A 24,286-nucleotide genomic window follows, 5' to 3' on the forward strand; every position below is an offset into this window, starting at 1 on the left:
AGCCCTGAAATTACATATTTGATCACTGCTTGAGAAAGGCCCGAAGAACCGTGACCGACACTGTGGGGAAGACCGTTGCTGAGCCGGTGAGCCAGACCGAACAGCTCGATTACCACGCGCTGAACGCGCTTTTGAACCTGTACGACGAGAATGGCCAAATCCAGTTCGACAAAGACCGTGAGGCGGCGAACCAGTTCTTCCTGCAGCACGTCAACCAGAACACCGTCTACTTCCATGATCTGGAAGAGAAGATGGATTATCTGGTGGAGAACAAGTACTACGAGCCGGAGACGATCGAGAAGTACGACTGGGACTTTGTGAAGTCTACCTTCAAGCGCGCGTACTCCTACAAGTTCCGCTTCAAGTCGTTCTTGGGCGCGTACAAGTACTACACCTCGTACACGCTGAAGACCTTCGACGGGCGCCGCTACCTGGAGCGTTTCGAAGACCGTGTGTCGATGACCGCGCTGTTCCTCGCTGACGGAAACGAGCAGCTAGCTTCCGCGCTGGTCGACGAGATCATGACGGGTCGTTTCCAGCCGGCCACCCCGACGTTTTTGAACGCGGGCAAGGCGCAGCGCGGCGAGCTCGTCTCCTGCTTCCTGCTGCGCATCGAGGACAATATGGAGTCCATCGGCCGTGCGATCAACTCCTCGCTGCAGCTGTCCAAGCGCGGCGGCGGTGTGGCGCTGCTGCTGTCCAATATCCGCGAGTCGGGTGCGCCGATCAAGCACATTGAGAACCAGTCGTCCGGCGTCATTCCCGTGATGAAGCTGCTGGAGGATGCCTTCTCCTACGCCAACCAGCTCGGCGCACGCCAGGGTGCTGGCGCGGTGTACCTTAACGCGCACCACCCGGACATCCTGCGCTTCCTGGACACCAAGCGCGAGAATGCGGACGAGAAAATCCGCATCAAGACGCTCTCGCTCGGCGTTGTCATCCCGGACATCACCTTCGAGCTGGCTAAGCGCAACGACGATATGTACCTGTTCTCCCCGTACGATGTCGAGCGCGTCTACGGCGTCCCGTTCGCCGACATATCGGTCACCGAGAAGTACGAGGAGATGGTCGAGGACCCGCGCATCCGCAAGTCCAAGATCAACGCCCGCCAGTTCTTCCAGACGATCGCGGAGATCCAGTTCGAGTCCGGCTACCCGTACATCATGTTCGAGGACACCGCGAATAAGGCGAACCCGGTCAAGATCGGCCGCGTGAACATGTCCAACCTGTGCTCCGAGATTCTCCAGGTCAACACCCCGTCGGTACTCAACGATGACCTGACCTACGCCGAGCTGGGCAACGATATTTCGTGCAACCTCGGCTCGCTGAATATCGCGATGTCGATGGATTCTGATGACTTCTCCACGACGGTGGAGACCGCGATCCGCGGCCTGACCGCGGTGGCGGATAAGACCTCCATCGATTCCGTCCCGTCCGTCCGTGAGGGCAACGACGCATCGCACGCTATCGGTCTCGGCCAGATGAACCTGCACGGCTACCTTGGCCGCGAGCACATTGAGTACGGCTCCGAGGAGGGCTTGGACTTCACCAACGTCTACTTCGCGTCCGTGCTGTACGAGTGCCTCAAGGCCTCCCACAAGATCGCAGTGGAAAAGGGCGAGGCTTTCGAAGGCTTCGAGCGCTCCGAGTACGCCACCGGCGAGTTCTTCGACCGCTACAATCCGGAGGATTTCCAGCCGAAGACGGAGAAGGTCAAGGAGATCTTCGCTAATTCGACGGCGCAGCCGCCGAGCGCGGAGCAGTGGGAACAGCTCAAGAAGGTCGTCGCGCGCGACGGCATTTACAACCGTTACCTGCAGGCTGTTCCGCCGACCGGCTCGATCTCCTACATCAACAACTCGACCTCGTCGATCCACCCGATCGCGTCCAAGATCGAGATCCGCAAGGAAGGCAAGATCGGCCGCGTCTACTACCCGGCGCCGCACATGGACAACGAGAATATCGACTACTTCAAGGATGCCTACGAGATCGGCTACGAGAAGATCATCGATACCTACGCTGTGGCCACGAAGTACGTCGACCAGGGTCTGTCGCTGACCTTGTTCTTCAAGGACACGGTGACCACCCGCGATCTCAACCGCGCGCAGATCTACGCGTGGCGCAAGGGCATCAAGACGCTGTACTACATCCGCCTGCGCCAGATGGCCCTGGAAGGAACCGAGATTGAGGGCTGCGTGTCCTGCATGCTGTAAGCAGGAGCTTATCGACGAAGCGTTCACCCCACCCCGACGTTTTCCCTGCAAATAGATAGGATGATCTGCGTGACTGACCCGCATGAATACGACTCGTACCTGGCCGCCCACGACAAGCCGATCAAGGCGATCAACTGGAATTCCATTCCCGATGACAAGGACCTGGAAGTCTGGGACCGCCTGACGGGCAATTTCTGGTTGCCGGAGAAGATTCCGGTGTCCAATGACATCCCGAGCTGGAACACGCTTACCGACGATGAGAAGCAGGCCACGATGCGTGTGTTCACTGGCCTGACGCTGCTGGACACCATCCAGGGCACCGTCGGAGCTGTGGCAATGCTGCCGGATTCCACGACCCTGCACGAGGAGGCCGTGTACACGAACATCGCGTTCATGGAGTCCGTCCACGCGAAGAGCTACTCCAATATCTTCATGACCCTGGCGTCGACCCCGATGATCAACGACGCGTTCCGCTGGTCGGAGGAGAACGACAACCTCCAGCGCAAGGCGAAGATCATCTTGAGCTACTACGAGGGCGACGATCCGCAGAAGCGCAAGATCGCCTCTGTGATGCTCGAGTCCTTCCTCTTCTACTCCGGCTTCTACCTGCCGCTGAATTGGTCGGTGCACTCCAAGCTGACCAATACCGCCGACATTATTCGTCTGATCATCCGCGACGAAGCGGTGCACGGCTACTACATCGGCTACAAGTACCAGCGCGCACTGGCAGGGGAGAGCGAGCAGCGCAAGGACGAGTTGAAGGAATACACCTTCGATCTGCTCTACGACCTCTACGACAACGAGTGCCAGTACACCGAGGACATCTACGATCCGCTGGGCTGGACCGAGGACGTGAAGCGCTTCCTGCGCTACAACGCGAATAAGGCGCTGAACAACTTGGGATACGAGGGGCTCTTCCCAGTCGACGAGACCCGCGTGTCCCCGGCGATCCTGGCGTCCCTGTCCCCGAATGCCGATGAGAACCACGACTTCTTCTCCGGCTCCGGTTCGTCCTATGTCATCGGCAAGGCCGAGGACACCCAGGACGACGACTGGGACTTCTAATCGCCCAGCCTCAAATTTCATACATCAATTCGCATTGACAAGAGCGGGTCGCGTGGTCGCGCGGCCCGCTCTCCCCAATCCGGGGTCAATCAGAAAAGGCCGAACCAAGCAGGAGTCATGGTCATTATGGGTGTGGCCTGTGATGTCTGGATTTTGGCTGGGGCGACCGTTAAGATGAAGCGGTACTAGTTGCGCCTACCCATGCGCCTGCTTGGGGTGCCACCGGGGGTCATCGGATCGCCGGAGGCGAGGCACAGCTGAGTCTCAATCAGGAGGAAAGAATGACTGCTGTGGCACCACGGCTCGACAACACGGCTGGTACCGATGTTGTCGCCCCGGTCCGGCCGGAGCCGACCGGAAAGGCGCGTAAAGGTACTCGCCTTTATGACCTGCTGACCACCACAGACCACAAACAGCTGGGCGTGTTCTACATCATCATGTCCTTCGTGTGGTTCTTTGTCGGTGGCTTGATGGCACTGCTCATCCGCGCGGAGCTCTTCTCCCCGGGTCTGCAATTCCTGTCCAACGAACAGTTCAACCAGCTGTTCACCCTGCACGGCACGGTGATGCTGCTGGCGTTTGGTACCCCGATCGTCTGGGGTTTCGCTAACTTCGTGCTGCCGCTCCAGATCGGCGCACCGGATGTGGCCTTCCCGCGTCTGAACTCTTTCGGTTTCTGGATCACCCAGGCCGGTGTTCTCGCAATGCTGTCCGGCTTCCTCACCCCGGGTGGTGCGGCTGACTTCGGCTGGACCATGTACCTGCCGCTGGCTGACGCGATCCACACCCCGGGTGTGGGCGCTGACCTGTGGATCCTGGGTGTGGGTGCCACCGGTATCGGTACCCTGGCATCCGCCATCAACATGGTGGCTACTGTCCTGACGCTGCGTGCGCCGGGCCTGACAATGTTCCGTCTGCCGGTGTTCACGTGGACCGTCTTCGTTGCCTCGATTCTGGCGCTGATGATCTTCCCGCTGCTGACCGCTGCGGCTCTCGGTGTGCTGTACGACCGTAAACTCGGCGGCCACATCTTCGACCCGGCTAACGGTGGCGCCATCCTGTGGCAGCACCTGTTCTGGTTCTTCGGCCACCCAGAGGTCTACGTCCTCGCGCTGCCGTTCTTCGGCATCATCTCCGAGGTCGTCCCGGTCTTCTCCCGTAAGCCGGTTTTCGGCTACATCGGCCTCGTCTTCGCAACGCTGGCGATCGGTGGCCTGTCCATGGCTGTGTGGGCGCACCACATGTACATCACCGGTGCGATCCTGCTGCCGTTCTTCTCGTTCATGACCTTCCTGATCGCTGTGCCGACCGGCGTGAAGTTCTTCAACTGGGTCGGCACCATGTGGAACGGTCACCTGACGTTCGAGACCCCGATGGTCTGGGCACTCGGCTTCCTCGCCACCTTCCTGTTCGGCGGCCTGACCGGCATCATGCTGGCCTCCCCGCCGCTGGACTTCCAGCTGCACGACTCCTACTTCGTGGTCGCGCACTTCCACTACACGCTGTTCGGCACCGTGATGTTCGCATCCTGCGCTGGCGTGTACTTCTGGTTCCCGAAGATGACCGGCCGCATGCTCGACGAGACTCTGGGCAAGTGGCACTTCTGGCTGACCTTCATCGGCTTCAACATGACGTTCCTGATCCAGCACTGGCTGGGCAACATGGGTATGCCGCGTCGCTACGCCGACTACCTGGATTCGGACGGCTTCACGCTGTTCAACCAGATTTCCACCGTCGGCACCCTGATTCTGGGTATCGCGTTCCTGCCGTTCATCTGGAACGTCTACAAGTCCTGGCGCTACGGCGAGGTCGTCACTGTCGACGATCCGTGGGGCTACGGCAACTCCCTCGAGTGGGCGACCTCTTGCCCGCCTCCGGGACACAACTTCGAGTCCCTGCCGCGTATCCGCTCTGAGCGTCCGGCCTTCGAGCTGCACTACCCGCACATGGTTGAGACCATGCGCCGTGAGGCTCACACCGGCCACCACGATCCGCGTTCCGAGGCGACGACCCCGGGCGAGACCGATGGTCGTGCGACCCGCTCCGCTAAGACCGTGCGCACCGAGACGGCAACCACCGTCCGCCCGGCGTCGGGTTCCACCAAGGTGACCGACTAGCGTTTAACGGTTCAGCGGCTGCGAAAAGCCGCTCCTGATTGAAAGCCCCGCACCACAGACCACGTGGTGCGGGGCTTCGTGCTGTAATTTTGTATCCATGAGTTACGCCGTCGCCTTGCAGCCTGGTCTCCATTACGCCGTGATCACCTTAACGGGTGCGGACCGCCCGGGAGTGACGGCGGCATTCTTCGCCATCTTGTCTCAGCACGGGGTTCAACTGCTCGATGCAGAGCAGGCGAATTTCCGCGGCCGGCTCGCGCTGGCCGCCTTCGCCGGTGTGAAGCCGTCGTCGGTGGAAGTGCTGCGCCGCGACCTCGAGGCGGCCTTAGAATTGTCCGACCACTCGGTGCTGATTGAGACGGATGAGGAGTCTTTGGCTCCGCAGCGGAAGCGTTCTACCCATGCGGTAGTGGTGCTGGGCGATCCGGTGACGGCGGAGGCTGTGTCGGAGATTGGCCGCACACTGGCGGATTTCGGGGCGAATATCGACCGCATTCGCGGGATCTCCGACTATCCGGTGACTGGGCTGGAGCTTTCCATCACCATTCCGGGCCAGGGCGACGAGGTCAGCCACACGGTGCGCAAGGCCTTGGCGGAGTTGTCGTCGGGGCTGGGCGTGGACATCGCGATCGAGCGCGCAGGTCTGGCCCGCCGCTCAAAGCGCCTGGTGTGCTTCGACTGCGATTCGACGTTGATCACCGGCGAGGTCATCGAGATGCTCGCCGCGCACGCGGGGCGGGAGGAAGAGGTCGCTGCGGTGACGGAGCGCGCGATGCGCGGCGAGCTCGATTTCGAGGAGTCGCTCCGTGAGCGCGTCAAGGCGCTGGCGGGGCTGGATGCGAAAGTGATCGACGAGGTCGCCCGCGATATCGAGCTCACGCCGGGTGCGCGCACGACGATCCGCACGCTGAAGCAGATGGGGTACCGCACAGCCGTGGTCTCCGGCGGATTCATTCAGGTGCTCGAGCCGATGGCGGAAGAGCTCCAGCTCGACTACGTGCGCGCCAACACGCTCGAGATCGTGGACGGGAAGTTGACTGGCGAGGTGATCGGGGCGGTCGTCGATAGGCGTGCGAAGGCTGATTTCCTCGCGGAATTCGCCGCGGACTCGGGCTTGCGCATGTCGCAGACGGTCGCTGTGGGCGATGGTGCGAACGACATCGACATGATCACGGAGGCGGGCTTGGGCGTCGCGTTCAATGCGAAGCCGGCGCTGCGCGAGGTCGCGGACACCGCGGTGACGCACCCGTTCCTCGATTCGGTGCTTTACATCATGGGCGTTCCGCGCCACGAGATCGACGTGCTCAATGAAGAGCAGGGGATCGACGGCAAGGTCGCGCTCGATTGATGGGCAGCGAGCTTATCGACGCCCACTCGTTCCTCTCCCACTCCCTTTCCTCCCCGGGGCGCGGCGGGGAGGACCCTGATGACCCGCAGACGGTGCAGGCGATGCAGATCGCGCTGCACGTGCCGAAAGCGGAGCCCCCGCGGCGGACAGACCTGCTCGCCGCAGCTGCGCAGGCGGTCGTGGCTGTGTGTCTTGACCCGCGCGCGGGAAAAGACGGTGCGTGGCACGACGCGCTGGGGCAGTGGTACGGCCACCGCATCCGGAAGATCGCCCGCCGGGCACGTGGTGCCGGGTGGGAGAACGTGCAGGCGTTGCCCGGCTGCACAGCGACCGTCGGCACGGCGTCCGCGCGCGCATTCATCCCCTCGGCCGTGGCCGAAGTGCCGCACCTGATCTCCAAGCTGCAGATCCGCGGCACGGACCTACCTTTCGATGAACCGGAAGTACTCGATGCCTCACTTCCTCTCATCGCCATCGATGCTTCCTTGGAGATGTCCGCGGGCAAAGCGGCGGCGCAGGCCGGGCATGGCTCGATGCTGCTCGCTGCGGCAATGACCTCGGAGAGCGTAACTGCGTGGGCCACGGACGGTTTCCCGCTGCAGGTGCGTGAGGTCTCTCACGAGAAGTTCGCGCAGCTCGCTTCTGATCCGGCAGCTGTTGCGGTGCAGGACAGCGGCTTCACTGAGGTCGCACCCGGCTCGGTCACCGTCGTGGCACTGCCGGGGAAATACGCCTAGGGCCTTCTACTTCGCGCCCTTTTGCGGGGCGGTCAGCCGCCTCAATGCGCCGCGGACGACTTCGGGGTCGGTGGTCTGCCAGAAATCAGGCAGGGACGCGCGGAGGAACTGGCCGTAGCGCTTCGTCACCAAGCGGCTGTCCAGAACAGACACGACTCCACGGTCAGTGGTGCTGCGCAGCAAACGCCCGGTGCCTTGCGCGAGGAGAAGGGCAGCGTGCGTGGCGGAGACCTCCATGAAACCCGAGCGCCCGGCGGCATCGGCGGCATTGCTGCGTGCCTGTAGCAGCGGGTCGTCGGGGCGGGGGAAGGGAATGCGGTCGATGATCACCTGGGACAGCGAGCTGCCCGGCACATCCACGCCCTGCCACAAGGTCAGCGTGCCGAACAGACACGAGTTCTCGCTGTTGGTGAACTCCTTGACCAATGCACCGATGGAGTCGTCGCCCTGGACGTAAATATCGAAAGGCAGGCGGGCACGGAGCGCATCGGCGGCTTCGACCGCAGCGCGTTTCGACGAGAACAGCCCCAAGGTACGCCCGCCGGCAGCGGTGATGAGCTCAGCCATTTCGTCCAACGTCTCTTTATGCAGGCCGTCGCGGCCCGGCGGCGGCAAGTGTTTCGCGGTGTAGAGAATGCCGCTGGTGCGCGGATCGAAAGGCGTTCCGGCATCGAGGCTGTCCCAACTGCCGTCGGGCAAGCCCCAATTGGCTGCCATAGCGCGGAAATTGCCGCCCACCGCCAGTGTCGCGGAGGCGAGCACGACGGTCTGCTCGGTGAAGAGTCGCTCGCGCAGCAAACCTGCGACCGACAGGGGAGCGACGGCCACAGAATCGCCGTAGCGCTCCGAGCGGGTCAGCCACACCACGTCGAAATGCTCCGCCGGGTCTTCTTCGTCGAAGACCTCGAGAATGCGCACGAGCGAATCGTGCTGCTCCTGCAGGTGGTTCTTCAGGTTTTCCCGCTCGGCGAAGGTCTCAGGGTCATTCGTCGATTCGCCTTCGGGCGCACGGGCAATCGCTTCGCGGGTGCGCCACAGGGCATCGCGCACGGCGGCGAAGGAGGCGCGGGCAGGATCGGAAATCGTCTCCCAGCGGCCGGGGGTCTCAAGGTCGAGGACGGCGGAGAAGTCGTCGATAAGCTCTTCTAGCTTCTTCTGCTCGGCCGTGGCCTTGAGCTTCCCGGCGCGGCGTGCGGCGAGCGTGAGTGCGCGTGCGGAGAGTTCGTTGGTGGCCACGGAGGTGACGCGGCCATCGAGCTCGTGCGCCTCGTCGATGATGACCACGTCGTGCTCGGGGAGGATATTCACGTCCGACATCGCGTCGATGGCGAGCAGCGCGTGGTTGGTGACCACGATATCGACGTCCTGCGTGCGACGACGTGCCGCCTCGGCGAAACACTCCTCGCCGTGCGGGCACCGCGTGGCTCCCAGACACTCGTTCGCGGTGACGGACACCTGGCGCCACGCTATGTCCGGCACGCCCGGCTCGAGCTCGTCGCGGTCGCCCGTTTCCGTTTCGTCGGCCCATTCGTGGACGCGTTTGATGTGCCCGCCGAGCCAGGAGACTTCGTCGGTATCCATGAGTGCTTCCGGCGCTTCTTGCTCGACCGTGAGCTTATTCAGGCACAGATAATTGGAGCGGCCCTTTTGGATGGCGAAGGTCGGCGTGCGCGGCAGTTTCGGTTCGAGCGCCTCGACGAGGCGGGGGAGGTCGCGCTCCACGAGCTGGCGCTGCAGTGCGAGAGTCGCGGTGGAGACGATCACCGTCGAATCCGTCGCCTGGGCGTGGCGGATCGCCGGAACGAGGTAGGCAAGCGATTTACCGGTGCCTGTGCCCGCCTGCACAGCGAGGTGCTGCTCCGAATCAAGCGCGGTCGACACCGCCTGCGCCATCGCCATCTGGCCGGGCCGGCGGGAACCGCCGAGGGCGTCAACGGCGGCGTCGAGAAGCTCCTCGGTGGACAGCGACAGCGGCTGGTCCGCGTCCTGTTCCTTCCCGCTGTTTGCCTCTGCGCCCGTCACTCTTCAGGGAAACCGATGAGTCGGGTGCGCACCGCCGGTTCATCGCGGGACAGGGACAAGCCCTCCCACGGCAGAGTCTCGCGCTGCTTGGCCAGGTGCTCGCGGGAAGCTTCCAAATCTTCCTGGCCGTCGACGATCTCGCCGTCGCGCATGAGCGGGATGACAAGCTCCCGGTAGTCGAGGGCCGTCGGGTTCTCCGGCGGATTCGACTGCGGGTAGATGATCTCGTCCACAGCGACGCCCGTGCTGCGGTACGTGCGCACGGCGCTCTTCGCGCCGCCCTTCATCTGCTTGCCGGAAGAACGCTTGGCCACAGGAACGCCGTCGACCTCGACGAGCTTGTACACCAAGCCCGCGGTCGGGGTGCCCGAGCCCGTGACCACGGAAGTGCCCACGCCGAAGCCGTCGACCGGGTCGCCGCGCAGACCCGCGATGGCGAATTCATCGAGGTCGCTCGAGACGATGATCTTGGTGTTGTACGCACCCAGGCCGTCGAGCTGTGCGCGTACGCGCCGGGACATGATGCCCAGATCACCCGAATCGAGGCGCACGCCGCCGAGCTCTGGACCGGCGACCTCGATCGCGTTGGCCACGCCCTGGGTGATGTCGTAGGTGTCCACGAGCAGCGTCGTGCCCACGCCGAGCGAATCGATCTGCGCTTTGAACGCGGCCTTTTCATTCGGCGTGCCGTCCGGGTCAGTGTGGAGCAGCGTCCATGCGTGCGCCGCAGTGCCCGCGGCAGGGATGCCGTAGCGCAGGCTGGCTTCCATATTGGACGTGGAGTCGAATCCCGCGATGTAGGCGGCGCGAGCGGACGTCACCGCCGACTGCTCGTTCGTGCGGCGCGAACCCATCTCCATGATGGGACGTCCATCTGCTGCGGTGACCATGCGGGAGGCCGCCGTGGCGATCGCCGAGTCGGAGTTGAGGATGGACAAGATCACCGTCTCGAGAATGCAGCACTCCGCGAAGGTGCCACGCACCGTCAGGATGGGGGAGTACGGGAAATAGAGTTCGCCTTCCCGGTAGCCGTCGATCTGTCCGCTGAAGCGGTAATTGCGCAGGAAGTCCTTCGTCTCCTCGCTCAAGAAATCCGCCGTGGCGATCTGCTCCTCTGTGAAGCGGAATTTGCGCACGGCCTCGATCAAGCGGCCTGTGCCGGCGACGACGCCATAGCGCCGCTCATTCGGCAGTTTGCGGCCGAAGACCTCGAAGACACAGTCCCGTGAATAGGTGCCGTCCTTCATCGAGGCGTCGAGCATGGTCAGCTCGTACATATCCGTCAAAAAGGCGGTCGAGGTCTGGTGGTCGGTGGACGTGATATCCGACTCGGGCGTAGTCATGGGGACAACACTAGTCGGTGCAGCGGGCTGCGGAAGTCTAGTACCCTTGGGCTTATGACTGGTGTCACACGCGAGATTCGGATGGGCTCCCCAATGGCAACGCCTGAGCTCGACGAGGATATCGACGTCGATGTCGATGTCGCCGAGAACCTGCCGTGGATGTGCATTGTGTGGGATGACCCGGTGAACCTGCAGAGCTACGTCACCTACGTCTTCCAGACTGTGCTCGGTTATGGCCGCAAGCGCGCCCAAGAGCTGATGATGCAGGTGCACACCGAAGGCAAGGCCGTCGTCTCCTCCGGCGAAAAAGACAAAGTCGAAGGCGACGTGAAGAAGCTGCACACCGCAGGCCTGTGGGCCACGATGCAGCAGGCCGGCTAGCTCCCGGCTTAGGAACGGCACCTGGCAAGAGACAACGATTTGGTTCGAGGAAGAGGCGAATAAATGCAGCCGTGGCGGCGGAAGAAAGGGCTCATGCGCGGCCCGCGTTACAGCACCGTGTTCGACCCGATGGAGCGCGAAGTCATTGGCGACCTAACTGCCACGGTCTCCGAGACCCTGATCCAGCGCGCGCAGTCCGCACCGAAGGACGAGCTGGCCGCGATGATGGACATGCCGGCCGGCCACAGTGAGGCACCGGAGGATCCCTCCCTGGCGCGCCTGCTGCCCGATTTCGAGCGGGAAGGCGACGAGGAATTCGACGGCGATAATTCTTTGCTGCGCAGCCTGCACGAAAACGACATCATCAAGGCGAAGCTGACCAACCTCCAGGTGATCAACGAAGCCTTGGGCCCCACTGGCGGCGTCGCTGTCACCATTGAGGAAGAAGATGCCCACCGCGTTATCGCCGCGCTCAACGACATGCGCCTCTTCGTTGCATCTGCTGAAGCGAAGAACGAGGCTGCGGAACAGGACCGCGACAACCTCGTCGAATGGCTGGCGTTTTGCCAAGACTCTCTGCTGCAAGCCCTGATGGGGGAATAACGTGGCGGAGAAACCAGCGCCACTGGCTCACGGAGTGTTCGACATCCCCGGTCTCCGTGTCGGGCATGTCTCCCTGGACGACACTGGCGTGACAGCCCTCGTCTCCGCTGATGGTGCTGGAATGGTGGGTGCCGTGGACGTGCGCGGCGGCGGTCCCGGCACGCGGGAGACGGACCTGCTCGATCCGCACAACACCGTTCAGCGCATTCACGCCGTGGTGCTTTCCGGCGGTTCCGCATTCGGTCTCGCGGCGGCCGACGGCGCGATGCGTGAACTGGAATCGCGCGGCCTCGGCTTCGCCGTCTTCGGGGACGACCAGCCTGGCCCGCGCGTGCCGATCGTTCCCGCCGCCGTGATCTTCGACCTGGTGGTCGGCGATCCTCATCACCGGCCCGGCCCGGAAGACGGTGCTGCGGCTGTGCGTGCGGCGCTCGACGGTGAGCAGGCAGCCCAATCCGGCAGTGTCGGCGCCGGGTGCGGCGCGACAGCCGGCGTGTTGCGTGGGGGAGTGGGCACTGCGCAGATGGCAGTTGCTGGTGAAGACGGGACTGAATACACAGTCGCGGCGCTCGTGGTGGCGAATCCGCTCGGCAGCGTCATTGATCCGGTGAACGGGTGTTTCTATGGCGACCCGTCCCGCCCGCCGGTGGATCTGGAGCGGTTCACTGTCCTGGAGCGTCCGAAGCCGAAGCTGAACACCACGATCGGCCTCATCGCCACTGACTGTCCGCTCCCGCAGGCACAGTTAGAACGCTTGGCCATGACCGGGCACGACGGTATTGCCCGGGCAGTGCGGCCGTCGCATTCGCCCCTAGACGGCGACACGCTTTTCGCGGTGTCGACAGCCGTGGCCGAGAAATACTCCGCCATGAGTCCCGCTGATCGCGACCCCGACCTGTATTACGCTTTGTGCGACGCCTCTGCACGCTGCGTGGAGGGCGCCATCGTCGATGCCGTCGCCGCCGCTTCACCCGGGCACGATATCGCGGCGTGGAGCGACATTGCCGCTGGAGCCAATTAAGCTGAACGGAACCATGAGCTACAACCCGTATTCCTCATCGCAGAACTCCTCGAACCAGCAACCGTCGCACAATCCCTACGCGCAGGCTGGTCAATCCGGTATGCCCGGCCAGTCCAGCCAGTTCGGGTCGTTCGGCCAACCGGGGCAGCCCGGTGGCTTCAGCACGGCCACCCAGCCGCGCCCGTCGCAACACACGCGTCGCGCGCAGTTGAAGCGCGGCTTGTTGTACGCGGTAGGGTACGTCGGAGTCATCTGGCTCGTCCACTTGATCAGCCTGGTCATCTTCGGCGGCAACCTCGTCTACTTCGGTATTCACCCGCTCGAACCGGCAAGCCTGCCGTACATCTTCTCGTCGCCGATCCTGCACGTGAATTTCGAGCACCTGATCTCCAATACACTGCCGGGTGCGATCTTCGCGTTCCTGATCGGCTGCTCGGGGCACCGCGTGTTCTGGGAGGTCACCGCTTTCGTAGTGATGATCGGCGGATTGGGCACATGGCTCTTCGGCGGCCCCGGCACGAATCACGTCGGTGCATCGATGCTGGTCTACGGGTGGCTGGCATACCTGTTGGTCCGCGGCATCTTCAACCGTTCCGGCGGCCAGATCGCCATTGGTGTGGTGCTGGGTCTGATGTATTCGGGTCTGGTGTGGGGCGTACTGCCCATCGATGAAGGCATCAGCTGGCAGGCCCACCTCTTCGGTGCCATCGGCGGAATCGCCTCGGGCATGATTATCACCTCCGATGATCCGCCACACCTGCGCGCCAAGCGCGAGGCAAAGAAGGCAGCCAAGGCCAAGGCTGCTCAGACGGCACAGCCGCAGCCGCAGTCCCAGCCTCAACCGGGCTCGCCACAGCAGTCCGCACCGCAGCCCGGGACGCATTCCACCGGTGTCCAGTTTGGGTCGCAGTCGCAGTCGTCCTTCAACCCGCCGGGGTCCGGCTCTCAGCCGGGGCCGTTCTACGGCCCGCCAGGCTCGTAACAGTAACGAGCCAAGGGGGCGCTGGTGCGTGGAGAAGTCGCCAGCGCCCCCCTTTTCTGTGCGTCTCGCTTCCAGGAGAAATAAAACTACCGCTATCACTTTCCGGGCAACCTAAGTGATTCCTTAATGCCACGGGTGTGATCTGAATCGAGTCAGTACGGGTCAGCGGGGGTGCTTGGGGTACTTCTCCGTGTTGCGTTAGGAAATTCTTAAACCTTAAGTTAATCTAAGTTCCATGGAAAACATGGAGACTCTCACTGCCCGCGAGGCGGATACCTGGGCGCGCATGTGGGCGTGCCATATGCAGCTGCCGATCACTCTGGACGCCACGTTGAAGCGCGACGCGGACGTCACCTACTTCGAATTCCAGGCGATGCTGAAGATTAGCGAAAGCCCGAATGCGTCCCGCCGCATGACGGACCTGTCTGAGGCAACGGCGATGTCTCTGTCCCACCTGTCGCGTGTGATCACGCGCCTGGAGAAGAAGGGTTTCGTCGCTCGTATCCCGGACCCGAATGACGGCCGTGCCACCTTCGCGGCGCTCACCCCGGCCGGCCAGCGTGCTGTCCAGGCGGGCCACCCGGGTTATATCGAGGAGCTGCGCCGCATTTTCTTCGACAACTTGACCGACAGTGAGCTTGAGGTTTTCTCGTCCGCGCTCGAGCGCATTAACGCCGCACTGGCGGGAGAGACCACGCCGAGTGCTCGCAATCGCGCTGAGCTGACCGCCACGGGCGCAGCCTAGGGGCCTCGCCACTGGTTGGCTGCCGCGGTAGAATTCCTCACCGTGGTTGAGTTGAACAGTGAGTACAATAACGCGCCCATCGGCATTTTCGATTCAGGCTTCGGGGGCCTGACGGTGGCGCGCGCGGTGATGGACCAGCTGGGCGGCGAGTCCATCATGTATATCGGCGACGGCGCGAACGGACCGTACGGCCCGAAGCCGATCGCGGATGTCAGGCAGCATGCCACCGCCATTGCGGATGAGCTGGTGGAGCGCGGCTGCAAGATGATCGTCATCGCGTGCAACACCGCGTCCGCCGCGTTTTTACACGATGCGCGCGAGCGTTATGACGTCCCCGTTATTGAGGTGATTCAGCCGGCTGTGCGCCGTGCGATCGCCACAACGCGCAATGGCAAGGTCGGGGTCATCGGCACCCAGGCCACGATCCGCTCCCACGCATACCAAGACTTGTTTTCCATCGCATCCGGCATCGAAGTGAGTGCCGCTGCCTGCCCGGCTTTCGTCGAATTCGTGGAGCGTGGCATCACCTCGGGGCGCCAGATCCTCGGGGTGGCGCAGGGGTATTTGGAGCCGTTGCAGGCAGCGGGCGTCGATACGCTCGTGCTCGGCTGTACCCACTACCCGCTGTTGTCTGGCGTGATCCAGCTGGCGATAGGCGACGGCGTCACGCTCGTCTCGTCCGCGGAGGAGACCGCGAAGGATGTGCTGCGCGTGCTCACGGAAAAGGACATGTTCGCCGACCCGGACCACACGCCGACGCGCACATTCGAGTCCACCGGCGACCCGGAGACATTCGAGCGTCTCGCCTCCCGTTTCCTCGGCCCGCAGATGTCCGCCGTCACGCATGACGCCCAATAAGTGGTGAGAAACACCACGCCCGACACGGTATCTAAATCCTCACTTTTGTTTCGATTTTCCCCCGTTTTCGTGGCAGAGTAAGGCCATGAAGTTGACAGTTCTCGGCTGCACAGGGTCGCTCGCTGCCCCTGGCAATCCCGGCTCGTCCTACTTGATCAACGCGGAAGAAGGACAGCCTGGCATTCTGATGGACTTCGGCCCGGGCGCGCTGGCTGCCCTCCAGGAGGTCGCGGACCCGTCGGATGCGCATCTGGTGTTTAGCCATCTGCATGCCGATCACTGCTCTGACACGGCGTCGCTGATCATTTGGCGCCGTTTTCACCCCACGGCTCCAGCTCGCCGTCGCCACATTCTCGCTGGCCCGAGCTATGCGGCGGAGCACCTCGGCCGCTTGGGTTCGAATGGCCCAGACGATGTCGATGATATTTCGGACACTTTTGATGTCCACGCGTGGACCGGTCAGCCCCTCGAGATCGATGCGGTGACCGTCACCCCGTTCCCCGTGGTCCACCCGGCCGCGGAGTCGCAGGCGCTGCGTGTCGAGCACAAGGAGTCGGGCAAGATCATCGCTTTCTCCGGCGATTCCGCGTTCACGCCGACGCTTATCGACGCAGCACGCGGCGCCGACCTCTTCCTCTGCGAAGCCGCCTGGGGACCGGAGACGACTGAGAACACTCCTGCCGGGATGCACATGTCCGGCCGCGAAGCCGGCCGCATCGCCCACGAAGCAGGGGTGAAAAAGCTGGTGCTCGTCCACATCCAGCCGTGGAGCGACAAGGAAGCGACAATGCACGCCGCCGCCGAGGAATTCGACGGCGAGATCGTGATCGGTGACGCGAAGGACGTCTACGAGGTCTAAGTAGCGGGGGCGGTAGGCTCGGTTCCATGACTGAAGCGAATACCCCGCAAGAACCTTTTGTCCGCGCGGACGGCCGCGCCCTCGACGAGATGCGCCCGGTGCGCATCACCCGCGGTTTCACCTCGAACCCGGCGGGCAGTGTGCTCGTCGAATTCGGCAACACCCGCGTCATGTGCACCGCGAGCGCGGAGGAGGGCGTGCCCCGCTTCAAGAAGGATTCGGGTGAAGGCTGGCTCACCGCCGAATACGCCATGCTGCCTTCCGCGACCCATGAGCGCATGCCGCGTGAGTCGATGAAGGGCAAGGTCAAAGGACGTACGCACGAGATCTCCCGCCTGGTGGGCCGTTCCCTGCGCGCCGCGGTGGACCTGTCGCAGCTGGGGGAGAACACGATTCAGCTCGACTGCGACGTGCTGCAGGCTGACGGAGGAACCCGCACTGCGTCCATCACCGGCGCCTACGTCGCGCTGGCGGATGCGATCGCGCACCTGAAGGAGCGTGACCTCGTCCCCGGCAAGCCACTGCTGCCGCCCGTAGCGGCGGTCTCCGTGGGCATTGTCGACGGCCGCGTGAGCCTCGACCTGCCCTACGAGGAAGACTCCCGTGCCGAAGTCGACCTGAACGTGGTCATGAATGAACCCGGCAATTTCGTCGAAGTGCAGGGCACGGGCGAGCACGGCCTGTTCGGACGGGAGCAGCTGAACGCCATGCTGGATGCGGCGGAGAAGGGCTGCAGCGAATTGATCGCGGCGCAGAAGGCGGCGCTGGGATGGTAGCTGGCAGGCTGAAAGTCCTTGTCGCCTCCGGCAATGCGAAGAAGCTGAAAGAGCTCGAGACCGTCCTGAGCGAGCTCGGGGTCTCCGGTGTCGAGCTCGTCTCCCTCAAGGATGTTCCTTCTTATGACGAGCCGGTGGAAAACGGTCTGACCTTCGCGGAAAACGCCCTCATCAAGGCCCGTGAAGGCGCGCAGCAGACAGGACTGGTGTGCGTGGCTGATGATTCTGGCCTCGCCGTCGACGCGTTGAACGGCATGCCGGGGATTCTCTCCGCTCGCTGGTGCGGATGTCATGGCGACGACGACGCCAATAACGAGCTGCTGCTCGCCCAGACGAGCGATATCGGCGATGAGCACCGCGGTGCGGCTTTTGTGTCTTGCTGCGCCCTCGTCACACCCGACGGCGAAGAATTCACCGCGGAGGGACGCTGGGAAGGCACACTGCTTCGCGAACCACGCGGCGAAGGCGGCTTCGGCTACGATCCGCTCTTCGCGCCCGCTGATGCACCGGGACGTTCCGCTGCGCAGCTCACCCCGGAGGAGAAGAACTTCCGCTCCCACCGCGGGAAAGCTCTGCGTGAGCTGGCACCGCGCATCGCAGAACTGGCGCAGACGGAATAGGGGTAGGGTCGGTAGGGCTGAACGTAAACGTCGATAAGCGTGCTTAGAAGGAGCCCTACCGAATATGAATAAGAAACTCGTCCTTGCTGCTACCGCCGTCATGTCCGCTGGTCTGCTGACCGCTTGCGGCAATTCCCTCGATGGTACGTGGGAGGGCACTGGTCAGGACTCCGAGACCGGTGCGGCTGCAGGCAATGTCTCCCTGGAGATTGATGGCGGCGACTGCAAGTGGTCGGTGACCGACACCGCGACTGGCGAGACCAAGACCGCGCGCTGTGAAGAAAGCGGCGATTCCATCAAGCTCGCGGATGTCGACACGGGCAAGGACCTGAAGTACGACATGGAGCAGACCGATGAGTCGCTCACCCTGACCCCGGATGGCGGCGACGCCAAGGACATCCTCGTTCTCACCCGCGTATCCGAGTAACCGCGCTGGGGCGGTGGTGGTGGCCGGTGGCTGCTGGCGGCTGGGTCCCCTATGCGGTAGGCACTATGCGCTAGGCACTATGCGATGTAGAAAAGCCCAGGTCGCAGTCGACTGAGTTTCAACATCGCATAGGGGACTCGGCATAGAGCAGGCCGGCACTCCTCCCTAGAGGTCGAATTCCTCGGTGACTTCCTTGCGGCGCCACGCCTCGACGAAGAAGGAGAGGAACGGCACGACACCGGCGATGGCGGTGATGATCCACTGGCTGGTAGACCAGCGGGCCTTCATGCCCAGGTTGAGCGTGGCCAGCAGGAACAGGGCGTAGACCCAGCCGTGAAGGATTGCCACCCAACTGAGCAGGCTCACATCCATGTGGAAGCCGTACTCCATGATCATGCGGGTGCACAGCAGAAGCAGAAGCACACCCGTCACCCACGCCGCGACGGAGAACAGCCGCAGGGCGGTGCGCACGCGGCGCTGACGCTCCGGGTGGACGCGCGGTGAAGCTGCACCCCCGGGAGCACTCGTCGGTGCCGAGGCGCTTGCGGGCTTATCAGTCATAGTGCGTGTCCTCTCTCTGATCCGTCCGGATCTGTCGTGCCGCGCCGCGGAGCGAAGCGTGCGTTGTATTCGTCAATGTCCATCGTGGGCCGGCTGGGCAGGAAATCCTCGTCGATCTCGGTCACTTCGCCGGGGTCGCCGAATGCAGCCTTGTCAGCCTCGTAGAGCGCCTGCATCTTGTCGCCGGAATTCTCCGCGTCGATCTTCTCGTTTTCCATCCGCATACCGGCGCGGTAGATGAAGACGAGGAAGGCACCGAAGAACGGCCACTGCATCGCGTAGCCGAGGTTCTGGAGCGACCCGGTGCCGGATTGGAACCGCATCCACTGCCAGCGGGCGAGCAGCAGGGTGGTGATGACGGCGGCGACGAGCAGCAGAACATGCCAGGCGCGGACCCGCCGGCGCTCCCGTTTCGGGGCGTCGTGCAAGGTGTCGGCGCCGCTGGTCGTCTCCCCGCCGTGGGGGTCTGCCGCTGCGTTGCTCACGCTCCGCATTCTAGCAAGCGCGCCGAATCCCCCAAAAGTTTGATTGGTGCGCCCGGTGAGACTTGAACTCACACGCCTTACGGCACTGGAACCTAAATCCAGCGCGTCTGCCAATTCCGCCACGGGCGCTTAAAGCGGTTCACAGTGTACCGCTTGCCCGCCAGCGCAGAAAAACAGACTGCGCGAACTAGAGGTCGAGGTCGCGCAGAAGGCGCCCGACGTGGCCCGTGGCCTTGACGTTGTATTGGGCCGACTCAATGGTGCCGTCGGCACCGACGAGGAAGGTCGAGCGGATGACACCCTGGACGATCTTGCCGTAATTCTTCTTCGCGCCGAAGGCGCCGTAGGCGGTCATGACTTCCTTGGACTCGTCACTGAGCAGCTCAATGGTCAGATCGTGGTCAGCGCGGAATGCGGCCAGCTTCTCGGGCGAATCGGGGCTGATGCCCACCACGGAGACGGAAGCGTCCTCGAATTCAGAGAGGTTCTCCGTGAAATCGCATGCCTCTGTGGTGCAGCCCGGGGTGTTGGCCTTGGGGTAGAAGTACACGATGACGCGCTTGCCGGCATAGTCCGCCAGCGAAACGGTGTCGCCTTTGTCGTTGGGCAGGGAGAATGCGGGGGCTTTGTCGCCTTCGTTCAAACGTGTTGCTTCGGTCATGCACGCCACTGTAGCGACATCAAGTACTGTGGGAGCGAGACAAAAGCTTTATCAGCTTCATTACCGTTCAAACAGTTCGATCTGGGAGTAAAAGTGGCACGAGACATCAACGACATTCAGCGCGATATTGAGCGCACCCGCGGCAACCTCGCCGCCACCATCGACGAGTTGGCGGACCGCACCCGTCCGGAGAATCTGGTCAATGACGCGAAGAAGCAGGCTACCGCGAAGCTGCAGGATGACAACGTGCAGAAGATTCTCGCGGGCGTGGGTGTCGCCATCGCGGCGCTCATCGTGATCAGCTCTGCGAATAAGCGCAAGAAGAAGAAGGAGCTCAAGGAGCTGCAGCGTCTGCTGTCGCAGCGCTAAGCGGCCCGCGGATGTGCGCGCTGTTCCCGGGTAAAGGGGCAGCGCGTTTCGTTTTACACCAGTTCAGCGCCGGCGGACTGTATCTCGTCGAGAGCGGCGGAGCCACGCGCGTCGTCGACAGGCGAGCACATGCCGCGCAGCACGCGTACACCGAAGCCTTCCTTCAGCGCGTCGAGAACAGTCGCGCGCACGCAGTGGTCGGTCGCGATACCGACGACATCGATGTCGCTGACACCGCGCGCACGTAGCCAATCCGCGAGAAGAGCTTTTTCGCTTATCGACGCGCCCTCGAACCCGCTGTATGCCGCCTCGTACTCGCCTTTGCGGAAGAACTCGTCGAAGGCGATGTCCGCGATCGGTCCGCGCAGCGCCGCGCCCTCCGACTCAGCGACGCAGTGGACTGGCCATGAGTCCACGAAATCGGGGTCATCGGAGAAATGCGCGCCCGGGTCGATGTGCCAGTCCTGCGTTGCCACGATGTGGCTGTAGTCGCAGCCGCGGTTGTCACCCTCAGCGATGAGCGCCGCAATCTTGGAGGCGACTTCATCGCCGCGGGCGGTGCCGAGTGCACCACCGGGGCAGAAATCGTTCTGCACGTCGACGACGACGAGCGCTCTGTTCTCGTTGGTGCTGTCATCGGTGTCAGCTGGGTTCTCTGTATCCATAAATCCCAGCGTACAGCGTTTTCTAGCCCCAGCGGGGCGGTTGCGGGGTCCACTGTCCCAGCGCGCTGATGAGCTCATCCGGATCGTCGGCGACGATCAGGCTGTCCCGGTCGGCCTGCCGGATGAAGCCCGCCGCGACCATGTGGTCGATCATCGCCGTCAGCGGTTTCCAGAAGTCTGCCCCAAGAAGCCCGATCGGTTTTTGGTGGAGGCCGAGTTGCTGGTTGGTCCATTCGTCGAAAAGCTCGTCGAGCGTGCCCGCACCACCGGGAAGCGCGACGAATGCGTCGCAGCGCTGGTTCATGAGGCGTTTGCGCTCCGCGAGAGTGTCCACGATGACGAGCTCTGAAAGGCCCGTGTGCGCGATCTCGTGCTGCGACAGATGCTCCGGCATAATGCCGATGGTCTCTCCGCCCGCATCGATCGCCCCCTGGGCGACCGCGCCCATCATGCCCAGCCTGCCGCCACCGTAGACAAGCGCAATCCGGTGGCGTGCCAGCGTCGTACCGAAGCCGTACGCGGCCGTGGTCATGGAGTCGTCTACGCCCTCGCGCGCGCCGGCGAAGACCGTGACTGCGGTAATGGGGGAGTGCGGCGTAGTGATCACGCTTTTCCAATGTAGCCGTCGGAGACATGCGCGCAAACTAAAAGCCAGGTCCCGGTTTTCACCGTATGACCTGGCTGTACTGTGCGCCATCAGGGAATCGAACCCCGAACCCACTGATTAAGAGTCAGTTGCTCTGCCAATTGAGCTAATGGCGCCTTGCCGTGGAAGGCAACGAGAAGAAAATATAGCAGCTTGTTTCTAATGGGTGAAATCGCCTGGTCATAGGGCTGGTTCATGGTGGGGTATAGCGTAATGGAACACCCATGGCGCAATGTGCGTTGCAGTGGGGCGCAGGGGTGCTTAATCTTGCCCCCGACCTCGGCGTGTGTAACTGGCTTTAGGGTCAGTGCGACCTATAGGGTGAGAACACATTGCGTTGGGGAATATGGCATCTTCATAGCGGATTCAAGGGTTGCGTGGTTGCACAATGACTGAGAACACGGTGGCGCGGGTGCGTCGGATCATCGCTGCTGGGGCGGTTGTCGTACTAGCAGGCGGGGCGTTGGCCGCGTGCACGATCGACCGTCCGGGAACCGCTGCGGAGTCTGTGGAAACGACGGAGCAGGAGCCGGAGCAGCATGACCCGGCGGTCATCTCCGTCGAAGACGGCGCAGAGGGTGTGCAGCCGGGTGAGTCGGTGACAGTGAGTGCGCCGGACGGCCTGGAATCCGTGACGATGACGAATGAGGAAGGCAAAGAAGTCGAGGCCGAACTCAACGAGGATAAGACGGAGTGGACCACGACGGAGCCGCTCGGCTACGGCCGCGAATACACGGTGGAGGCTGTCACTGCGCATGGGGAGACCTCGCAGTCGGTGTTCACCACCGTCGTGCCGGACGGACAGACCCACTCCTATATCGGGCCGATGGACGGGACTGAGGTCGGTGTTGCCCACGCGGTCAACTTCTACTTCGATATCGCGCCGAGCGACCGCCAGGCGGCGCAGGACGCCATCACCATCGAGACGTCGAACGATACTGAGGGCGCGTTCTACTGGATCGACCCGGATCACTTGGTGTGGCGTCCGAAGGAATACTGGGAGCCCGGCACTGAGGTGACCGTGAAGTCCGATATCTACGGCAAGGACCTCGGCGGCGGCATCTACGGCGCGGAGGACGCCTCGTCCACCTTCACCGTCGGCGACCTGGTGGAAACGCTCGTGGACGACAACACGAAGACGCTGACTGTCTACCGCAACGGCGAAGAGGTGAAGTCCTTCCCGGTCTCCCTCGGCCGCGACGGCGAATTCGCTACCCCGAACGGCATGTACGTCGTCGGTGACCGGAACGAGTCCATGACGATGGATTCCACCACGTTCGGCTTGTCCCTCGACAGCGGCGGGTACCGCACGAACGTCAACTACGCCACGCAGTTGTCCTGGTCCGGCATCTACGTCCACTCGGCGCCGTGGGCGATCGGTGCGCTGGGCAGCTACAACCAGTCCCACGGCTGCATCAACGCCACGCCGGAGGACGCACAGTGGTTCATGAACTACGTCAAGCAGGGCGACCCGGTCGAGGTGGTCAACACTTCCGGTGAAACGCTGTCGGGCCTGGATGGCCTCGGTTACTGGAACCTCGATTGGGAGACGATCAAGGCCGGCAACGTCGACGAAGGCTAGCGCCGCCAGGCCAACGCAAACACCCTGTGCGGATCCTCGCGGAGAGGAACTGCACAGGGTGCTTTTATCACAGGTGCTTTTATATCGGTGTCTTAGTTGCGGGGTTGGATTTCGCTTTCCACGACCCATTTGTGATTGGTCATCTCCATGCCGTCCATCTCGAAATCGACCATGTAGACGGTTTCGTCGGTGGAGCTATCTATGGTGGCTTCTGCTCCCTTCATTCCAGGCATGTGATCGGCGTTCAAAATGACTTGACTGCCTGCTTCAAGCGGCGCTTCGCCGTGGCCTTCGAGTTCTTCGTGGACGACCCACTTGTGGTCCGTCACAGGGGTGCCGCCATCAGTGGGCGTGTAGCTCACAGAATAAGTGGTCGTATCAAATGCGCCAGAGATAGTGGCTTCAGCATTATCCATACCTGGCATATGGTCGGCGTCGAGGATCACAGAGTCGCCGACGGCATATGTGGGATCGGTGGCTTCCTCGATTCCCGATGGTGGTAGGCCGCCATCTGCGTCATGATCGTGGGCTTGCGTGTGGGGGCTAGCGGCATCGGTCTGCGCTTGCTTCTTGGTGGTTGTGGGGTCGGTGGCGACCTCGTCGTCACCGGCTCCGGCACAGCTCGTCAGAGCCAAGGTACCTATTGCAGCTACGAGAGTAAGTCGAGTTATCTGGGTCAGTTTGTTCATCAGTGCTCCTGGCATTCCGGGGTGGACGGGGATGCCACCCATTGAAACCGAACCCTATAGGGGTATAGGGTATATAGCAAGCGGACTAAGATGGGCTGTCGAGGCGGCGGGTTAACGTGCGTCGCGTGTCTAGTGCGAAACCACCACCCAGTCCGACGAGTGCATGAGCCCGCAAGTTCTCGCGAGGCGCTACACGCTCGATGGATATCGCCCAGCTCTTCGGACGCGGAAATATTTCACAATCACCTCCTCGGAAAGGCTTCTGACATGGTTGAACGCGACCACCATCACCCCCAACACCACATTGCGCATCAACAGGCGCGCGCTACTGAAACCGCCGTCCACCATGGGGATCATCAAGCCATCCAAGCTGGCGCCATGGGGCACGACGGGCATGAGCATCACGAACACGGCGCGGGCGGGCACGGCCAGGAGGGCCAACACCATTCCGGCCACGAGATACACGGCGGCCATGCCGGACATGGCCACGGGGACCATGGGGATCATGTCG

The 24,286-nt window shown here is 62.8% G+C and carries 25 protein-coding genes, 2 tRNA genes and 1 pseudogene; 17 read left to right on the forward strand and 11 right to left on the reverse strand.

Translation table 11 applies throughout. From position 1 onward, the window contains the following. Nucleotides 1–50: 50 nt before the first annotated feature. From nrdE to ACUY2Y_RS01530, 5 genes are all read left to right on the forward strand, one after another. Nucleotides 51–2,213 (forward strand): class 1b ribonucleoside-diphosphate reductase subunit alpha, encoded by a 2,163-nt coding sequence (nrdE, locus tag ACUY2Y_RS01510; RefSeq protein ID WP_296147287.1) that lies wholly within the window; start codon nucleotides 51–53, stop codon nucleotides 2,211–2,213. Nucleotides 2,214–2,273: 60 nt separating this feature from the next. Continuing rightward, nucleotides 2,274–3,278: a class 1b ribonucleoside-diphosphate reductase subunit beta gene (gene nrdF, locus ACUY2Y_RS01515; RefSeq protein ID WP_448324516.1), complete on the forward strand. Its 1,005-nt coding sequence runs from the start codon at nucleotides 2,274–2,276 to the stop codon at nucleotides 3,276–3,278. Between the two features lie 281 nt (nucleotides 3,279–3,559). Then, nucleotides 3,560–5,395 carry an aa3-type cytochrome oxidase subunit I gene (gene ctaD / locus ACUY2Y_RS01520; protein WP_448324517.1) on the forward strand — a complete coding sequence of 612 codons (1,836 nt, stop codon included), beginning with the start codon at nucleotides 3,560–3,562 and terminating at the stop codon, nucleotides 5,393–5,395. Nucleotides 5,396–5,492: 97 nt separating this feature from the next. After that, entirely contained in the window at nucleotides 5,493–6,743 is a 1,251-nt protein-coding gene (gene serB / locus ACUY2Y_RS01525; RefSeq protein WP_448324518.1) for a phosphoserine phosphatase SerB, read from the forward strand. Next, a complete protein-coding gene (locus ACUY2Y_RS01530) occupies nucleotides 6,743–7,480 on the forward strand; it encodes a peptidyl-tRNA hydrolase (RefSeq protein ID WP_448324519.1) in 738 nt (245 codons plus the stop codon). The genes serB and ACUY2Y_RS01530 overlap by 1 nt, the downstream gene beginning before the upstream one ends. A 6-nt stretch (nucleotides 7,481–7,486) precedes the next feature. Here the strand turns inward: ACUY2Y_RS01530 and ACUY2Y_RS01535 are convergent, their stop codons facing one another. Together ACUY2Y_RS01535 and ACUY2Y_RS01540 are read right to left on the reverse strand one after the other, a co-directional pair. Further along, the gene (locus tag ACUY2Y_RS01535) at nucleotides 7,487–9,502 is read right to left on the reverse strand and encodes an ATP-dependent DNA helicase (protein ID WP_448324520.1); all 2,016 of its coding nucleotides are present in this window, start codon (nucleotides 9,500–9,502) and stop codon (nucleotides 7,487–7,489) included. Further along, nucleotides 9,499–10,845 carry a nicotinate phosphoribosyltransferase gene (locus ACUY2Y_RS01540; RefSeq protein WP_448324521.1) on the reverse strand — a complete coding sequence of 449 codons (1,347 nt, stop codon included), beginning with the start codon at nucleotides 10,843–10,845 and terminating at the stop codon, nucleotides 9,499–9,501. Before ACUY2Y_RS01540 ends, ACUY2Y_RS01535 begins: the two co-directional genes overlap by 4 nt. Nucleotides 10,846–10,899: 54 nt before the next feature. Here ACUY2Y_RS01540 and clpS point away from each other — a divergent pair, with 54 nt between their 5' ends. The 10 genes and pseudogenes from clpS (at nucleotide 10,900) to ACUY2Y_RS01590 (ending at nucleotide 18,117) form a co-directional block, all read left to right on the forward strand. Then, nucleotides 10,900–11,226 (forward strand): ATP-dependent Clp protease adapter ClpS, encoded by a 327-nt coding sequence (gene clpS, locus ACUY2Y_RS01545; protein WP_234958999.1) that lies wholly within the window; start codon nucleotides 10,900–10,902, stop codon nucleotides 11,224–11,226. Between the two features lie 63 nt (nucleotides 11,227–11,289). Next, nucleotides 11,290–11,829, forward strand: a complete 540-nt coding sequence (locus ACUY2Y_RS01550; protein ID WP_448324522.1) for a DUF2017 domain-containing protein — start codon at nucleotides 11,290–11,292, stop codon at nucleotides 11,827–11,829. A 1-nt stretch (nucleotide 11,830) separates the two neighbouring features. After that, nucleotides 11,831–12,850, forward strand: coding sequence for a P1 family peptidase (locus tag ACUY2Y_RS01555; protein ID WP_448324523.1), 1,020 nt, complete (start codon nucleotides 11,831–11,833; stop codon nucleotides 12,848–12,850). A 100-nt stretch (nucleotides 12,851–12,950) separates the two neighbouring features. Beyond that, a pseudogene (locus tag ACUY2Y_RS01560) lies at nucleotides 12,951–13,634 on the forward strand (rhomboid family intramembrane serine protease); the annotation flags it as partial. A gap of 433 nt (nucleotides 13,635–14,067) precedes the next feature. Continuing rightward, nucleotides 14,068–14,577, forward strand: a complete 510-nt coding sequence (locus ACUY2Y_RS01565; protein ID WP_259902629.1) for a MarR family winged helix-turn-helix transcriptional regulator — start codon at nucleotides 14,068–14,070, stop codon at nucleotides 14,575–14,577. Nucleotides 14,578–14,619: 42 nt separating this feature from the next. Next, nucleotides 14,620–15,435 carry a glutamate racemase gene (gene murI, locus ACUY2Y_RS01570; RefSeq protein ID WP_448324524.1) on the forward strand — a complete coding sequence of 272 codons (816 nt, stop codon included), beginning with the start codon at nucleotides 14,620–14,622 and terminating at the stop codon, nucleotides 15,433–15,435. Nucleotides 15,436–15,520: 85 nt separating this feature from the next. Then, nucleotides 15,521–16,294, forward strand: a complete 774-nt coding sequence (locus tag ACUY2Y_RS01575; protein WP_448324525.1) for an MBL fold metallo-hydrolase — start codon at nucleotides 15,521–15,523, stop codon at nucleotides 16,292–16,294. A 26-nt stretch (nucleotides 16,295–16,320) separates the two neighbouring features. Then, complete coding sequence (gene rph / locus ACUY2Y_RS01580) at nucleotides 16,321–17,070, forward strand: ribonuclease PH (protein ID WP_448324526.1); 750 nt, start codon at nucleotides 16,321–16,323, stop codon at nucleotides 17,068–17,070. Further along, complete coding sequence (rdgB, locus tag ACUY2Y_RS01585; protein WP_448324527.1) at nucleotides 17,064–17,690, forward strand: RdgB/HAM1 family non-canonical purine NTP pyrophosphatase; 627 nt, start codon at nucleotides 17,064–17,066, stop codon at nucleotides 17,688–17,690. The genes rph and rdgB overlap by 7 nt, the downstream gene beginning before the upstream one ends. Before the next feature lie 64 nt (nucleotides 17,691–17,754). Next, the gene (locus ACUY2Y_RS01590; RefSeq protein WP_259902624.1) at nucleotides 17,755–18,117 is read left to right on the forward strand and encodes a hypothetical protein; all 363 of its coding nucleotides are present in this window, start codon (nucleotides 17,755–17,757) and stop codon (nucleotides 18,115–18,117) included. Between the two features lie 165 nt (nucleotides 18,118–18,282). On the opposite strand, the gene ACUY2Y_RS01595 is transcribed toward ACUY2Y_RS01590, so the two are convergent. The 4 genes from ACUY2Y_RS01595 to bcp all read right to left on the reverse strand — a co-directional run bounded on the left by ACUY2Y_RS01595 (nucleotide 18,283) and on the right by bcp (nucleotide 19,824). Next, complete coding sequence (locus tag ACUY2Y_RS01595; RefSeq protein ID WP_448324528.1) at nucleotides 18,283–18,678, reverse strand: DUF3817 domain-containing protein; 396 nt, start codon at nucleotides 18,676–18,678, stop codon at nucleotides 18,283–18,285. After that, a complete protein-coding gene (locus ACUY2Y_RS01600) occupies nucleotides 18,675–19,163 on the reverse strand; it encodes a hypothetical protein (RefSeq protein ID WP_448324529.1) in 489 nt (162 codons plus the stop codon). Before ACUY2Y_RS01600 ends, ACUY2Y_RS01595 begins: the two co-directional genes overlap by 4 nt. 44 nt (nucleotides 19,164–19,207) lie before the next feature. Then, a tRNA-Leu gene (locus ACUY2Y_RS01605) sits at nucleotides 19,208–19,292 on the reverse strand. 58 nt (nucleotides 19,293–19,350) lie between these two features. Further along, nucleotides 19,351–19,824, reverse strand: coding sequence for a thioredoxin-dependent thiol peroxidase (bcp, locus tag ACUY2Y_RS01610; RefSeq protein ID WP_448324530.1), 474 nt, complete (start codon nucleotides 19,822–19,824; stop codon nucleotides 19,351–19,353). 93 nt (nucleotides 19,825–19,917) lie between these two features. Here bcp and ACUY2Y_RS01615 point away from each other — a divergent pair, with 93 nt between their 5' ends. Then, nucleotides 19,918–20,193 (forward strand): DUF3618 domain-containing protein, encoded by a 276-nt coding sequence (locus tag ACUY2Y_RS01615; protein WP_448324531.1) that lies wholly within the window; start codon nucleotides 19,918–19,920, stop codon nucleotides 20,191–20,193. Between the two features lie 53 nt (nucleotides 20,194–20,246). Here the strand turns inward: ACUY2Y_RS01615 and ACUY2Y_RS01620 are convergent, their stop codons facing one another. The 3 genes from ACUY2Y_RS01620 to ACUY2Y_RS01630 form a co-directional block, all read right to left on the reverse strand. Next, nucleotides 20,247–20,858, reverse strand: coding sequence for an isochorismatase family protein (locus ACUY2Y_RS01620; protein WP_448324532.1), 612 nt, complete (start codon nucleotides 20,856–20,858; stop codon nucleotides 20,247–20,249). A gap of 22 nt (nucleotides 20,859–20,880) precedes the next feature. Next, complete coding sequence (locus tag ACUY2Y_RS01625; protein WP_448324533.1) at nucleotides 20,881–21,465, reverse strand: LOG family protein; 585 nt, start codon at nucleotides 21,463–21,465, stop codon at nucleotides 20,881–20,883. 82 nt (nucleotides 21,466–21,547) lie between these two features. Then, nucleotides 21,548–21,620: transfer RNA gene (locus tag ACUY2Y_RS01630), tRNA-Lys, on the reverse strand. 272 nt (nucleotides 21,621–21,892) lie between these two features. Between ACUY2Y_RS01630 and ACUY2Y_RS01635 the strand changes: the two genes are divergently transcribed. Beyond that, a complete protein-coding gene (locus tag ACUY2Y_RS01635; RefSeq protein WP_448324534.1) occupies nucleotides 21,893–23,086 on the forward strand; it encodes a L,D-transpeptidase in 1,194 nt (397 codons plus the stop codon). Nucleotides 23,087–23,178: 92 nt separating this feature from the next. On the opposite strand, the gene ACUY2Y_RS01640 is transcribed toward ACUY2Y_RS01635, so the two are convergent. Both ACUY2Y_RS01640 and ACUY2Y_RS01645 read right to left on the reverse strand, forming a co-directional pair. Then, nucleotides 23,179–23,775 (reverse strand): YdhK family protein, encoded by a 597-nt coding sequence (locus ACUY2Y_RS01640; protein WP_448324535.1) that lies wholly within the window; start codon nucleotides 23,773–23,775, stop codon nucleotides 23,179–23,181. A gap of 189 nt (nucleotides 23,776–23,964) precedes the next feature. Continuing rightward, the gene (locus ACUY2Y_RS01645; protein ID WP_448324536.1) at nucleotides 23,965–24,282 is read right to left on the reverse strand and encodes a hypothetical protein; all 318 of its coding nucleotides are present in this window, start codon (nucleotides 24,280–24,282) and stop codon (nucleotides 23,965–23,967) included. Nucleotides 24,283–24,286 lie beyond the last annotated feature (4 nt).

The sequence above is a fragment of the Corynebacterium sp. 20-84 genome, from assembly GCF_053479455.1.